We start from the raw sequence: 13,460 nt of genomic DNA, 5'->3' as shown, positions 1-13,460 counted from the left end.
GGGGGCACCGTGTGGTCGGCACGAGGCAGGGGTGGTCGTGTCCCGAGTGGGTGAGACGGGACCGCCATCCGGACGGGCCGGCCCACTCCGGGAGGAACCGACCCACGGGGACCCTATCCGTGCCTCACTCTGAAAATCCAGGACATAGGCGACCTCGATCCGTTCGTGTGTGCCGCGGCGTGGAACCGCGTCCCCACCGCCACGCGGCCACCGCGCGTCGGCCGCTCACCGCCGCGGGCTCTGCCGCGACCGTGCCAGCGAACCGTGCATGCGGTCGGTCTCCAGGTGCGTGCACACCCACCGGTCGGCCCTGCGGCGGGCCCGGAAGGCGAACGCCCGCGCGCGGCGGTCACAGGCGATCACGGCGCTGACCTCCAGGGACGCGGGCGCCAGCGCCTGGTGGAATACGCGCCCCAGCCTGGGCGCGATCCCGCACGGCACACTGGCCCGCAGGCGTCGCAGCTCCTCCCGGACGGGGACGGCCAGTTGGTCGCGCATCACCTCCGCGCCCGGCGGCCCACCAGGACCTCCGCCATCCGCTGAGCGAGCGTGTACACGTCGTCCGGGGTCCGGTGGCCCTGGAGCGGGGCGCCGCACCGACCCCGGCGCGGGCGGCGGAGCGGGGTCCTGGCGGGGGTGGCGGCGGGTCGGTGCGTCGGGGAGCAGGCCGGGCGCGGGCACAGCGGGTGTCGGGCGGCGTGGGCCATGGACGGTTCCCTTCCGAGAAGCGGTCGTGCGCCTTCACCGGACAAGGAGGGGCGAGCGCCGCCGAACGGCCACCGGGAATTCCAGGTTTCCTGGCCACGGCGCCGTCCGGCCGGGCGAGGGCGCGTACGCCGCACCCGGCATACTGACCAGGGTGACCAACGCGTACCTTTCCTCCCCCACCCCGCTGGCCCTCGCGCACCGGGGCGGGTGGGTCACCGACGACCAGGGCGTCCGGCGCACCGAACTGGAGAACACCGCCGCCGCCTTCCAGCACGCCGTCGACCTCGGGTACACCTACCTGGAGACGGACGTGCACGCCACCGGCGACGGCGTCCTCATGGCCTTCCACGACCGCACCCTGGACCGGGCCACGGACATCAGCGGCGCCATCGGCGACCTGCCCTACCGCGAGGTGGCGCGGGCCCGGGTGGCCGGTAGCGAGCCGGTGCCGGTGCTGGAGGACCTGTTGGGCACGTGGCCGGGGGCGCGGTTCAACATCGACCTGAAGTCGGACGACGCCGTCCTGCCCCTGCGCGACGTCCTGCGCCGCACCAACGCCTGGGACCGCGTGTGCGTGGGCTCCTTCGACCAGTCGCGGCTGGACCGGGCACGCCGTCTCCTCGGCCGACCCGTCGCCACCTCCTGCGGCCCGGTCGACGTCGCCCGACTGCGCGTGGCCGCGCTGTCGCCGCTGCTGCGCGGGCTGGCCAGCCGGGTCCCGGTGTGCGCGCAGATCCCCCTGCGCCAGGGCTCCTTCCCCGTGCTGAGCCGCGACCTCATCCACACCGCCCACCGCCTGGGCCTCCAGGTGCACGTGTGGACGGTCAACGACACCGGAGTCATGGAGCGCCTGCTCGACGCCGGTGTGGACGGGATCGTCACCGACGACACCGTCGGCCTCAAACGGGTGCTCACCCGGCGCGGCCGGTGGCCCGACGACGCCCACGGCGCCGACAGAACCACGAAGAACGGATAGCGTTTCCCATGGTCAACCCCCCGGAACCGGCGACCACCGGCTCCCCCTCCCCCGATCCAGCGCAGCGCAGGCGCGAACAGCGCGGTTGGTACGTCTACGACTGGGCCAACTCGGTGTTCATCACTTCGGTGGTGACCGTGCTCATCGGCCCGTACCTGAGCAACCTGGCGTGCGTGTCGGCCGGCGCGCCCGACGCGCGGGCGTGCCAGGACCCGTCCCTGTCCATCGCACCGCTGGGCGTGGACGCGCTCACCCTGCACCCGAACGCGCTCTACCCGGCGCTGACGACCGTGGCGATCCTCCTCCAGATCGTCCTGCTGCCCACCGTCGGCGCGATGGTCGACCAGTCGCGGCACAAGCGGCGGTGGCTGGTCTGGCTCGCTGTGGGCGGATCGGCGTGCACGGCGGGCCTGTACGCGGCCACCGGCGGCTACCAGCTGGCCGCCGCGCTGTTCGTGCTGGCCAACGTCCTGTACGGACTCTCGATCGTGGTCTACAACGCGTTCCTCCCCGAGATCTCCACACCGGACGAGCGCGACCGGGTGTCGGTCACGGGCTGGGGTATCGGGTACCTGGGCGGCGCCCTGCTGCTGGCCGTCCATCTGGGGCTGGTGCTGTCGGCCGATTCCCTGGGGATCGGCACCGACCACGCGGTGCGGATCGCGTTCGCCTCGGTCGGCCTGTGGTGGGCGGGGTTCACCGTCCTCGCCGTCCGGCCGCTGCGCGACCGCTACGGCGCTCTGGCCCTGGCCTCGCGGGGGCGGCCGAGGGTGGGGCAGTCCCTGCGCCAGTTCGGGCACACGCTGCGCGACATGCGCAGGTACCCGAACACCATCCTCTTCCTCGTGGCGTTCATCTTCTTCAACGACGGCATCCAGGCGGCCATCCGCTACGCCGCGCCGTTCGCCAGCCAGGACCTTCGCCTGGACGAGAGCGCGCTGATCATGACGATCCTCGTCATCCAGTTCGTCGCCTTCGCGGGCGCGTTCGTGGCGGGGCGCGTCGCGCGGCTGGTCGGCGCCAAGGCGACGGTGCTCGGCTCACTGGTGGCCTGGTGCGCGCTGGTCGCCCTGGGCTACTTCCTGCCCGCGGGCAACGTGCCGCTGTTCGTGGCCATGGGCGTGGGCATCGGTCTGGTGCTGGGCGGCACACAGTCGCTGGCGAGGTCGATGTTCTCCCAGCTGATCCCCAAGGGCCGCGAGGCGGAGTACTTCAGCCTGTTCCAGATCTCCGACCGGGGCTCGACGTTCCTGGGGTCGCTGGTGGTCACGGTCGCGGTCAGTCTCACCGGCGGCTACCGGGTGGCGATCGTCTCGCTGATCGTGTTCTTCGTCCTGGGCGCCGTCCTGCTGTGGCGGACGCGCATGAGCGCCGGGATCGCGGCGGTCGGCAACGAGGTGCCGAGCCGCCTGTGAACCCGTCGTCGGCCCCGGTCATACTTGGGGCCGACGACGGACGGGGAGGCGCGGTGCGGGTTCTGCACGGGGTGTGGGTCGGGGACGCGCTGGCGGTGTGGGCCGAGCGGGCCCGGTCCGTGGCCGCCGCGTCCGGTCCGGGTCCCGCGGCCGCCCCCCGTGCGCACCCCTTCGCCCTGTCGGCCGGTGAGCTGCGGTCACTCCTCGGGGCCCTGGGTGCCGGGCCGACGGCGTCCGGCGCCGCCGCCGACACGCTGCGCCTGACCCTGCCCGGCGACGACCGCGCCCCGGCCCGCTCCGACTCCGCCGGTTCCGGGGGCGCTGCGGCGCGACTGCTGTCCTGGCGGGTTCCCGCGCTGGTCCTGGACGCGTACCGCGCCGAGTCCCTGTTGGACGCCTTGGCGGGCCCCGGGGACGGCCGGGTCCGGCTGGGCCCCGCCCTGGCGCACCTGGGGGCGGTCCGCGACTTCGCCGAGCACCTCGTCGCCACCGGCTGCGTCCTGCCCGACCTGGTCGCGACCCGGCTCGGGCGCGCTGGCGGCCCGCCCCGGTCGAGGACGCCGAGACCCACCTGTCGGCGCTCACCGGCGCCCTTCCGACCGCGGCCCGCGCCCACCTTCCCGAGGACGGCCCCGACGCGGTGGCCCGCTCGTGCGTGCTCGCTCCTCTGGAGCTGCTCACCGACGCCGTCGCCCGCCGCCTGACCCGACGCCACCGCGCGGCCGGGGCGACGGCGCCGCGGGCGCCACGGGTGACGCGGGCGCCACGGGTGACGCGGGTGACGCGGGTGACGCGGGCGGGACGGACGCGGCGCCGACGACCGCGACCGGCGAGTTCGCAGGGGCGAGCACGGCGTCGAAGGGCGGCACTCCGACGGCCCGGCTGGCGTCCGCGCTCACCGGAGCGAACCCGCGCGTCGACCCGGCCGCCGCCGAGGCGCTGCGCGGGCCCCTGCGCGAGTGGCGGGCGCGCGTGCGCGGCCAGGGCCGGGCCCAGCTGCTGTTCGTGCTGCGCGAACCCGACCGGGACGGTCCCTGGGCGGTGGAGTTCTGGGTGCGGTCCGACGCCGACCCGGGGCTGCGGCTGCCCCTGGAACGCGTCTGGCTCGGTGAGGGCGCCGCCTGGCTGCCCGACGACGTGGGCGAGACCGCTCTGGCCGACCTGCGCCGCGCCGCCCGCCGCCACTGCCCCGCACTGCGCCGCGCACTGCGCGAACTGGCGCCCGCCCGCCTGTTCCTGGACACCGCCGGCGCGGAGTCCTTCGTCGCCGAGGCCGCGCCGAGGCTGAGCGCCGCCGGGTTCGGCGTGGTCCTGCCCGAGTGGCACGGCCGCCAGGCCCTGGGACTGCGCATGACCGTGGCGCAGGCCCCGCGTCGGCCCCGGGGCGGGGTGGGCGTGGACGACCTGGTCAGGGTCTCCTTCGAGACGCTCGTGAACGGGCCGGACTCCGGGGAGCCGCTGTCCGGGGAGGAAGTGGACGAGCTCGCGGAACTGGCCCGGCTCAAGCGGTCGTTGGTGCGCGTGCGCGGCCGGTGGATGGAGATCGACCCCGAACGGGTCGGTTCCGCCCTGGAGGCGCTGCGCAGTCGCGGTCGCCGGTGGTCGCGGATGGACGAGGCGCTGCGTGCGGCGATCGGGGTCGCGGACGCCGCCCCCCTGCCCGTCACCGACGTGGTCGCCGGGGGACCCATCGGCGCGCTGCTGGAGGGCGGCGTCTCGGCGGAACTGCGCCCCCTGGGCGCTCCGGCGGGCTTCGAGGGCACACTGCGCCCCTACCAGGACCGGGGCGCGTCGTGGCTGCGCTTTCTCGGCGAGCTCGGCCTGGGCGCGATCCTGGCCGACGACATGGGGCTGGGCAAGACCGTCCAGCTGCTGGCCCTGCTCACCGACGAGCGCGCGGGGGGACGGGCCCCGGGTCCGACACTCCTGGTGTGCCCGGTGTCGCTGGTGGGCAACTGGTCGCGCGAGTCCGCACGGTTCGCCCCCCGCCTGCGCGTACACGTCCAGCACGGCCCGGACCGGCCGGCCGGCAACGCGCTGGCGCGGCTGGTCGGAGCGTGCGACCTGGTGGTGACCACGTACGGTGTGGTCACCCGCGACGCCGAGGAACTGGCCGCGCTGCCATGGCACCGGGTGGTGTGCGACGAGGCCCAGGCGCTCAAGAACCACGGCACCCGCCAGGCGCGGGCGGTGCGGTCGCTGCCCGCCGCCACTCGGATCGCCCTGACCGGGACTCCCGTGGAGAACAACCTGGGCGAACTGTGGTCGGTCATGGACTTCGCCAACCCCGGACTGCTGGGGTCGGTCCAGGACTTCCAGCGCGCGGTGGCCGAGCCCGCAGGCGGCGACGGGGGCGCCGCGACGGAACTGGTGCGCCGGCTGACCCGTCCGTTCGTGCTGCGGCGGCTCAAGACCGACCGGTCGATCATCGCGGACCTGCCGGAGAAGTTCGAGGTGCGCACGTGGTGCACGCTCACCCCGGAGCAGGCGTCGCTGTACAAAGCGGTGGCCGACGACATGGCCGAGCGGATGGCGGAGGCGGACGAGAAGGAGCGCAAGGGTCTGGTCCTGGCGACGATGGCGCGGCTCAAGCAGATCTGCAACCACCCGGCCCAGTTCCTGGGGGACGGCTCGGCACTGGCCGGACGCTCCGGAAAGCTCGACCGGTTGGAGGCGATCCTGGGCGAGGCGGTGGCGCGGGGCGACAAGGCGCTGTGCTTCACCCAGTACGCGCGCTTCGGCGACCGCATGGCCCCCTACCTGCGCTCCCGGCTGGGGGTCCCGGTGCTGTGGCTGCACGGAGGCACCTCACGGGCCGAACGCGAGGAGCTGATGCGGCGCTTCCAGGACACACCCGGTCCGATGGTGTTCCTGCTGTCGCTCAGGGCTGCCGGGACCGGACTGAACCTGACCGCCGCCAACCACGTGGTGCACGTGGACCGGTGGTGGAACCCGGCCGTGGAGGACCAGGCCACCGACCGTGCGTTCCGGATCGGGCAGCGTCGGGACGTACAGGTGCGCAAGCTGGTGTGCGTGGGAACCGTGGAGGAGCGGGTGGACGAGATGATCGAGCGCAAGAGCGCGCTGGCCGAGGGCGCGGTGACCACCGGGGAGCACTGGTTGGCGGGGCTGTCGGTGGAGGACCTGCGCCGGGTGGTGCGCCTGACGCCGGAGGCCGTGGCCGGATGAGCCAGACGTGGTCGGCCCTGGTCGGCGCCGCCCTGGGCGTGTCGGCCGACGACGCCGGGGACGCGGTGGAGCGGGTGGCGGTGCGGCCGGGCGAGGTGCTCGCCCGGGTGGGCGGCGTCCACGAGACGAGCCTCATCCGGCCGGTGCTCTCGGACGGCGACTGGGATCGGGCGTGCGCGGCGCTGGCCTCGCAGCCGGTGTTCCGGGCTCGACTGCTGGCCGGTGAGCTGCCGCCGGCCACGGCGCGCGTGTTCGGACTCCTGGGGCTGGCGCTGGCGCCGCGCGGGTGGGCGGACGTGGTCGCCACCTGTTCGTGCGACGGCTGGGAGGGCCGCTGCTCCCACCTGTCCGCGACCGCGTCCGCGCTGGCGCGGGAGGCCGACCGGGACCCGTTCACGCTGGCGCGCTGGGCGGGTCGCGAGCGCCGTGACCTGATGGAGCGGGTGGCGGCGTTCTCCGTCCAGGGGAACGGAGCGGCGCCGGACCGGGAGGTGGAGCAGAACGCACCGGCCGGCGCACGCGGAACGGAATGGATCCCCCTTTCGGAGAACGGGCGGGAAGCGGCAGCCGTCTCGGCGACCGCGTTCTGGTCGGCGCCCGAACCGCCCGCCCCGCCGCGCTTCGCGCCGAGCGTCGGCGCACGCGTCCGGGCCGCCGCGCCGGGAGCGATCGCTGACGAGCTGCCATTGTTCGCGCGGGGGAAGGACGCCCGCGCGAAAGGCGAATAGCCGCGGGGATTTCTGTGGAAAACACCGATGGGCGCGTAGTTCCCCGGTTACGATTCCTCTGGAGACCGCACCGGGAGAGTGTGGGCCACCGGGATGCGCCCGCGCCGCGGCGACCGTCGACCGCGCACCCCGCCGTGGGGCCAGCCACCCCGCGTGCCGGTGCGCACACGGAGCCCGCGTCCCGCACCCGCTCAGGGGCCCACCGCCGAGTCCGGTCCTCCTCGCCGTGGACGCTCCCCGTGAGCGCCCGCGCCCGCCGGTCGCACCGCGTCCGGCGGCCACACCCGCATCGCACAGCAAGGAGGCAGGGACCCGCCCCGGCTCAGGAGTCGGCGCGCCCCGGACCGCATATGGCCGATCGCTTCCCCCCCGATATCGACATGGACACCCCCAGCATCGCACGCATGTACGACTACCTGCTGGGCGGCAAGGACAACTTCGAGGTGGACAGGGTGGCCTGCAACGTTCTCCTGGACCGGGTGCCGGAGGTGTTCGCCCTCGCCAACGACAACCGCGCCTACCTCACGCGCGCGGTCGAGTTCGTGGCCTCGCGGGGGGTGGAGCAGTTCCTGGACCTGGGGGCGGGGCTGCCGACGGCCGACAACACCCACCACGTCGCGCAGCGCGCCAACCCCGGCGCCCGGGTGGTGTACGTGGACAACGACCCGATCGTCGCCGCGCACGGCCGGGCCCTGATCGACGACGGCCGACGGACCGCGTTCCTGCACGAGGACCTGCGCGCCGGCGACGGGATCCTGGACGCGCCCGAGACCCGGCGTCTCATCGACACCGACCTGCCGGTATGCCTGATGGCGGTCTCCCTGTTGCACTGCGTCCCCGACGACGGGGACCCCTTCGGCGCCCTGGGCTCGCTCGTCGACCGTCTGGCGCCCGGCTCCCACGTGATCTTCTCCCACTGCGTCACCGACGACCCCGCCGCGGGCGAGTGGATCACCGAGAAGATCCTGTCCTTCGGCACACCCTGGGGCCGGGTCCGCAGCGAGCGGGAGGCCGAGGCCGCCTTCGCCGGGTTGGAGTTGGCCAGCGCGTGGACCGACGAGCGTGACTCGGGTCCGCGCACGGTCGACTGCGCCACCTGGCGGCACCCTGAGCGGGCCCCGCTCAGGCGCCCGGCGGACCCCGACGTCACGTTGTGGGAGATGGCGGGGGTGGCCGTCAAGCGCTGACCCCGGAAACGTCCTCGCGTTCGGAGGGCCCGCCGGACCACGTCCGACACGCTGACCGTCGGGCCCCGGTCCGGGCGGCCTCCCGCCCCGGAACGCACGCCCACCTGGAACGGGCACCGCGCGGTACGGGTCGGAACCCGTCCACGCACGCCGACCGCTACCGCCCGGACGGGCGGAAGCCGTCGGTCCGGATCACCCCGACGGCGACGCGAAGTGCTCCGCGAGCAGGGTGTTGACCTTGGCGGCCCGCTGCCAGGACAGCAGGTGGGCCGCGTCGTCGAGGACGACCAGCCGGGCGTCCGGCACCCGTTCGGCGATGAGTTCGCCGTGGCCGCGCGGCGGGGTGCCCGCGTCGTCGGCCCCCGCCAACACCAGTGTCGGCGCCTGGATCCGGTCCAGTACGCCGCGCACGTCGTGGTGCTCGATGGCGGCGCAGCAGCCCGCGTACCCCTCGGGGTCGGTGGCGGCGATCTCGTCGCGTATGCGGGCCACCTCCTCCGAGTGCTCCTTGGCGTAGGCCGGGGTGAACCACCGTTCCACGACCGCGTCGGCGAGTGCCCCCGCGCCGCGCTCGCGGACGATGGCGATCCGGTCGCGCCAGGTGCTCGGCGGCCCTATGTGCGGGGACGTGGCGAGCAGGGCCAGACGGTCGATCCGCTCGGGGGCGTGGACCCCCAGCCACTGACCGACCATGCCGCCGAGGGAGAGCCCGGCGAAGTGCGCGCGTCGGATCCCCAGCCGGTCCAGGAGCCGCAGCACGTCTGCGCCGAGGTCGGCCATCGAGTACGGGCCCGTGGGGGCGGGGGTTCCGCCGTGTCCGCGGTGGTCGTAGCGGATCACGCGGAAGTCGGCCGAGAGCGCCTCGACCTGCGGATCCCACATCCGGAGCGTGGAGCCGAGCGACCCCGCGAGCACCAGGGGCGGGGCCTTCGCCGGTCCGCTCTCGGTGTGGTGGACGTCGACGCTCATCGTTTTCCCTCTTCTCCTCGGCACGGCTCGCTCCGCCGGTCCTACCCGCGATTCGATCAGTCGATCCCTCCGGGCCACCGCGAGCGTGACGCGTCCAGCACGGTGTGACACGATCACTGCGACCACGGGCGTTCCCGCTCCCGCCCACCCCTGTCCCGACCAGGAAGGCCCCATGTCGACCGAAGCCGAACCGGCCCGCGGCACCCACTTCGTTCAGTCCCTGGAGCGGGGACTGTCGGTGCTCGGCGCCTTCTCCGCCGAACAGCCGTCCATGACCCTGAGCGACGTGCCCGTGCGACCGACCTGACGCGCGCCGCCGCCCGACGCTTCCTGCTCACACTGGTCGACCTCGGCTACGTGCGCACCGACGGGCGTCTGTTCTTCCTCACTCCCCGCGTCCTGGAACTGGGCTACGCCTACGTGTGCTCGGCCGGGCTCCCCGATGTCGCCCAGCCGCACCTGGAGGACCTGTCCGCGCGGGTGCGCGAGTCGGCGTCGGTGTCGGTTTTGGACGGCGACGACATCATCCTCGTCGCGCGGGTGGCGACCCCGCGCATCATGACGGTGACGGGCACCGTGGGTACCCGCTTCCCCGCGGCGGCGACGTCGACGGGGCGCGTCATACTCGCCGGGTTCGACGACGACGCCCTGAACTCCTACCTGTCCCGGGTCACCCTCCTCAAGCTCACCCGGTACACGATCACCGACCGAGCCCGCCTGCGCGCCGAGCTGGAGCGTGTGCGCCAGCGGGGCTACGCGATCGTGGACCAGGAGTTGGAGGAGGGGCTGCGCGCCGTGGCCGCGCCGATCCGCGACACGTGCGGCCGGGTGGTCGCGGCGTTGAACGTGTCCGCGTACGCGGGGCGGTCCTCGTTCGAGGACATCCACCACCGCCTGCGCCCGGCCCTGCTGAAGACCGCCGCGCTGATCGAGGCCGATCTGGCGTCCGTGGCCTGCCGGGACGCCGAGCGGTGACCGTGCCGACCCGGCGCCGCCACGCCTACGTCGGCCCCGCCGAGCCGCTCGCCCCGGTCCGCCCTGAGGCGGGCGACCAGTCGACCGGGGATCGCCCCGAGCCGGGCCGCTGACCCGCCCGGGGCGCGGAACCCGGGCCGCTGGCCCCTGACGACCGCACGTACACCCCGGCCCGAGCCGCCTCGAAGACGGCGCGGGCCGCGCGTGTCACGCTCTCCGGGTCCAGCGGGTCGCCGCTCATGAGAGCGCGGTAGTACAGGGGCGCCGAGACCGCGCGGACCATCGACGGCGCCGAACGAGCGCTGCGCCGCTTGCACACCGACCGGATCGACCTGCTCCAGCTGCACGGGTTCGACGCCGCCACCCCGGTCGAGGAGAGCCTGTCCGCGCTGGACGCCCTGGTCCGCGACGGCAAGGTCCGCTACGTGGGGGTGTCCCACCACGCCGGATGGCAGTTGATGAAGGCCCTGGCCGCCGCCGACCGCCTGCACCTGCCCCGGTACGTCGCCCACCAGGTCTGCTACTCCCCCATCGGCCGCGATTACGAGTGGGAGCTCATGCCGTTGGCCGCCGACCAGGGGGTGGGCGCCCTGGTGTGGAGCCCGCTGGGCTGGGGCCGCCTGACCGGGCGGACGGTGCCACAGGTCGCGATCAACTGGCTCCTGCGCCGGCCCACGGTCTCCTCCGTCATCGTCGGCGCGCGCGAGGAGGACCAACTGCGCGACAACCTGGGGGCGACCGGGTGGGAGCTCACCCCCGACCAGGTGGCGCGCCTGGACGCGGTGAGCCACCGCGAGCCGCCCTACCACCGGTCGCCCTACCACCGCCAGGAGGGCTTCGCGCGGCTCGACCCGCCGATGTTCGCTCTGGCGTGAAAGCGCGGGCGGCCCGGCCGCAGGCCGCTCCACGGCGGGCCGCCCGCGTCCGGCTCGGGTCAGGCGGGTCGCATCCGGAACACCTGCAGGCGCATGCCGTAGTACTTCTCGGTCTCGCCGACCCACTCCATCCCGAGTCGGCGCGCCACGGAGATCGCGCGCTCGTTCCTCGGCCGCGCGACCGCGAAGAGCTCCTCGATGCCCTGCTGGAAGGCCCAGCGGGTGACGGCCCCACTGGCCTCGGTCGCATACCCCCGCCCCCACAGGTCGGGGCGGATCGCCCAGCTGAGCTCGAAGTCCTCCTCGAAGGGCGGGAGCAGCTTGAGTGACAGCCCGCCCACCAGTTCACCGTCGCTGGCGCGCACGATCGCCCACCGCCCGGCGGGCGGGATCAGGTTGGGGCCCGCCTCGATCCAGGCGTGCAGCACCGATCGCATCGCGTCGATGTCGGCCACCGGGCGCCACTCCGGCGTCAGCAGCGAGCGACGTTCTCGGCCCCGTAGATGGGCAGGGCCGCGTCCGCGTCGCCCAGCTCCCACTCCCTGATGAGGAGTCGGTCGGTCCGCAGCTCAAGGCTCATAGGAACCACGGTAACCCGGACCGCGCGACCGCGACAGGGGGCCGCCGCACCTATGTGCGACCCCCGCGACCTGGGCGGGATCGCGGCGTCGAGGAGGACGTTCACACCGCGTTCCCACGCCTGGGCGAGCACCTCGCGCAGGCGGCCGTGGAACGCCCCGGGGTCCTCGGCGAAGCGATGTGGCCGCCGGGGAATCAAGACCGGTTCGGCCCCGACCCCGGCGGCCAGCGCCCTCGACGCACGGTCGCACAGCTCACCGGCCGAGTCCTCGCCGATTGCGACCACGACGCGGGTGGGCACGTCGCGCAGATCGGGCGTGGAGTCCTGGGCGGGGTCGTGGAGCGGTTCACCAGGGGCCTCCCAGGGTGGATGTGCGGACACCGTCACCAGGAGGACCCCCGGTCACGCCGAAAGTCATCGCACCGCGCCGGATTCCCCTCCGCGGCGTTTCACCGGGGCGGCCTGGGGTGCGGCACCGGGTGCGCGCGCCAGCGGCCGGCGAGGCGGTCGCGCCACGTGCGCGGCTGCGGGGCGGGTGGCGCCTCCTCCCGGGCCTCGATCCTGGCCACCCGCTCGCGCAGGCGCTCCCTGACCTGGTCGGGCGTGTACGCACGGCGCCTGCGTTCGGCACGGGCGATCACCGCCCCGGTGGCGGCGACCCCGACGAAGGCGGCCACACCGAGCACTCTCCTCCAACGCACGTGACTGCTCCCCTCCCTGAAGGAAAGGAATTCTCGGAACGAGTTCCCTCCCGCCAAGGGTAGTGCGGGGATCCCTGGCTCAGGCCGACGTGCGCCCACCGGGGCTCGGGGGCCCGTGCTCCCGCCGACCGGGAGCCGCCCGGACCGACACCGCCGGGTTCGCGCCCCCGGGGCGCGACACCCCGGACGCGGTACGGGCGGAGGATCTCTCCGGACGCCGTGCGCCCCCGCGCGGTCTCCCTGGCACCGGGCCGGACGCCGGTCCGCCCCGGTCCGTGTCCGGCGCGCGGCGGGTCGTGCTGGTCCCAGGCGCGCCCGGCCCCGCGTGCGCGGTGGTGTCGTCGCGGTCGGCGCACCAGCGGGAAGCGTCGAGGGGAGGAGCGCGCTGTGATCCCATGTGAGACATATCACTCGGGTCGGCTCGGTTCCGTAGTCCTGTGAGGTGAAAAGCTCCGATTCCTCCCCGGGCACAGGGCCGGGGCATCCTCGAAGGAGAAGGGTGAGAAGGATGGTTCCGGAAACGAACCTGTCCCTGGGCGAGGCCCTGGCCATCACGCGGACCGGCGACGCGTGGGTGTTCCGTGGCACGAGCGCGGCCGACCGGGCGATCCAGTTCGGCACGAACAGCCCGGTCAACCACGTCGGCATGACCCTCACGATCGAGGACCTCCCACCGCTGATGTGGCACGCCGAACTCGGCCGTTCACTCGTCGACATGTGGACGGGCGCCCACCAGCGGGGAGCGCAGCTGCACGACCTGCGGGAAGCCGTCCTGGTGTGGGGCCGCCGATACGGTCAGGAGTGCTGGCTGCGGCAGCTCGACCCCGTGGCGACCCCCGCCATGGAGGACGCCGCGCTGCGCGTCGTGGCCAGGCTCAACGGCACCCCCTTCCCCTCCTCGGCGGCGATGGTCGCCCGCTGGCTCCGCGGCCGGGTCCCGCTGGGCAGCCGCGCCCGCGACCGCGACCTGGAGACCACCTACTGCGCGGAGGTCATGGGCCTGACCTACGAGGCGATGGGGCTGCTGCCGCGCGGTCGCCGCCCCGGCTACTACGCGCCGGGGCGGTTCTGGAGCGGCGCCACCCTGCGACTGTCCGGTGGCGCGACGCTGGGCGGGGAGATCCGCGTCGTCCTTTCCGAGCCCTGAGCGGGCCCCC

Annotated in this window: 12 protein-coding genes and 2 pseudogenes; 9 read left to right on the top strand and 5 right to left on the bottom strand. The window is 74.3% G+C overall.

Annotation, left to right across the window (positions count from 1 at the left end; translation table 11 throughout):
* Nucleotides 1-225 precede the first annotated feature (225 nt).
* Together BJF83_RS28145 and BJF83_RS28140 are read right to left on the bottom strand one after the other, a co-directional pair.
* The gene (locus BJF83_RS28145) at nt 226-498 is read right to left on the bottom strand and encodes an Rv3235 family protein (RefSeq protein ID WP_262391209.1); all 273 of its coding nucleotides are present in this window, start codon (nt 496-498) and stop codon (nt 226-228) included.
* A complete protein-coding gene (locus tag BJF83_RS28140; RefSeq protein WP_262391208.1) occupies nt 498-707 on the bottom strand; it encodes a hypothetical protein in 210 nt (69 codons plus the stop codon). The genes BJF83_RS28145 and BJF83_RS28140 overlap by 1 nt, the downstream gene beginning before the upstream one ends.
* A gap of 152 nt (nt 708-859) precedes the next feature.
* Between BJF83_RS28140 and BJF83_RS00740 the strand changes: the two genes are divergently transcribed.
* The 6 genes from BJF83_RS00740 to BJF83_RS00715 all read left to right on the top strand — a co-directional run bounded on the left by BJF83_RS00740 (nt 860) and on the right by BJF83_RS00715 (nt 8,203).
* Nucleotides 860-1,684, top strand: a complete 825-nt coding sequence (locus BJF83_RS00740) for a glycerophosphodiester phosphodiesterase (protein ID WP_187347053.1) — start codon at nt 860-862, stop codon at nt 1,682-1,684.
* 8 nt (nt 1,685-1,692) lie between these two features.
* Nucleotides 1,693-3,099, top strand: a complete 1,407-nt coding sequence (locus BJF83_RS00735) for an MFS transporter (protein WP_075924762.1) — start codon at nt 1,693-1,695, stop codon at nt 3,097-3,099.
* A gap of 53 nt (nt 3,100-3,152) precedes the next feature.
* Nucleotides 3,153-3,803 (top strand): hypothetical protein, encoded by a 651-nt coding sequence (locus BJF83_RS00730; protein WP_075924761.1) that lies wholly within the window; start codon nt 3,153-3,155, stop codon nt 3,801-3,803.
* Entirely contained in the window at nt 3,751-6,288 is a 2,538-nt protein-coding gene (locus tag BJF83_RS00725) for a DEAD/DEAH box helicase (protein ID WP_262391207.1), read from the top strand. Before BJF83_RS00730 ends, BJF83_RS00725 begins: the two co-directional genes overlap by 53 nt.
* The gene (locus tag BJF83_RS00720; RefSeq protein ID WP_075924760.1) at nt 6,285-7,016 is read left to right on the top strand and encodes a hypothetical protein; all 732 of its coding nucleotides are present in this window, start codon (nt 6,285-6,287) and stop codon (nt 7,014-7,016) included. Before BJF83_RS00725 ends, BJF83_RS00720 begins: the two co-directional genes overlap by 4 nt.
* A gap of 350 nt (nt 7,017-7,366) precedes the next feature.
* Nucleotides 7,367-8,203 (top strand): SAM-dependent methyltransferase, encoded by an 837-nt coding sequence (locus BJF83_RS00715; RefSeq protein ID WP_075924759.1) that lies wholly within the window; start codon nt 7,367-7,369, stop codon nt 8,201-8,203.
* A 192-nt stretch (nt 8,204-8,395) separates the two neighbouring features.
* Here the strand turns inward: BJF83_RS00715 and pcaD are convergent, their stop codons facing one another.
* Complete coding sequence (gene pcaD, locus BJF83_RS00710; protein ID WP_075924758.1) at nt 8,396-9,172, bottom strand: 3-oxoadipate enol-lactonase; 777 nt, start codon at nt 9,170-9,172, stop codon at nt 8,396-8,398.
* Between the two features lie 172 nt (nt 9,173-9,344).
* Between pcaD and BJF83_RS00705 the strand changes: the two are divergent.
* Nucleotides 9,345-10,147 (top strand): annotated as a pseudogene (locus BJF83_RS00705) (IclR family transcriptional regulator C-terminal domain-containing protein).
* Between the two features lie 311 nt (nt 10,148-10,458).
* Entirely contained in the window at nt 10,459-11,022 is a 564-nt protein-coding gene (locus BJF83_RS00695) for an aldo/keto reductase (protein WP_316042167.1), read from the top strand.
* A 59-nt stretch (nt 11,023-11,081) separates the two neighbouring features.
* On the opposite strand, the pseudogene BJF83_RS00690 reads toward BJF83_RS00695, so the two are convergent.
* A pseudogene (locus BJF83_RS00690) lies at nt 11,082-11,602 on the bottom strand (GNAT family N-acetyltransferase).
* A 449-nt stretch (nt 11,603-12,051) separates the two neighbouring features.
* Nucleotides 12,052-12,303: a hypothetical protein gene (locus tag BJF83_RS00685; RefSeq protein WP_075924757.1), complete on the bottom strand. Its 252-nt coding sequence runs from the start codon at nt 12,301-12,303 to the stop codon at nt 12,052-12,054.
* Nucleotides 12,304-12,811: 508 nt separating this feature from the next.
* On the opposite strand from BJF83_RS00685, the gene BJF83_RS00680 reads away from it, so the two are divergent.
* Nucleotides 12,812-13,450, top strand: coding sequence for a hypothetical protein (locus BJF83_RS00680; protein ID WP_075924756.1), 639 nt, complete (start codon nt 12,812-12,814; stop codon nt 13,448-13,450).
* Nucleotides 13,451-13,460: the final 10 nt, after the last annotated feature.

Source organism: Nocardiopsis sp. CNR-923, assembly GCF_001942255.1.
Taxonomy (GTDB): Bacteria; Actinomycetota; Actinomycetes; order Streptosporangiales; family Streptosporangiaceae; genus Nocardiopsis.
The sequence above is the reverse complement of the archived record's forward strand: the minus strand, read 5'-3'. Positions and strand labels throughout refer to the sequence as shown.

Coding starts and splice junctions, on each gene's coding strand:
- BJF83_RS28145 (WP_262391209.1), bottom strand. CDS start 498: ATGCGCGACCAACTGGCCGTCCCCGTCCGGGAGGAGCTGCGACGCCTG.
- BJF83_RS28140 (WP_262391208.1), bottom strand. CDS start 707: ATGGCCCACGCCGCCCGACACCCGCTGTGCCCGCGCCCGGCCTGCTCC.
- BJF83_RS00720 (WP_075924760.1), top strand. CDS start 6,285: ATGAGCCAGACGTGGTCGGCCCTGGTCGGCGCCGCCCTGGGCGTGTCG.
- BJF83_RS00735 (WP_075924762.1), top strand. CDS start 1,693: ATGGTCAACCCCCCGGAACCGGCGACCACCGGCTCCCCCTCCCCCGAT.
- BJF83_RS00680 (WP_075924756.1), top strand. CDS start 12,812: ATGGTTCCGGAAACGAACCTGTCCCTGGGCGAGGCCCTGGCCATCACG.
- BJF83_RS00715 (WP_075924759.1), top strand. CDS start 7,367: ATGGCCGATCGCTTCCCCCCCGATATCGACATGGACACCCCCAGCATC.
- pcaD (WP_075924758.1), bottom strand. CDS start 9,172: ATGAGCGTCGACGTCCACCACACCGAGAGCGGACCGGCGAAGGCCCCG.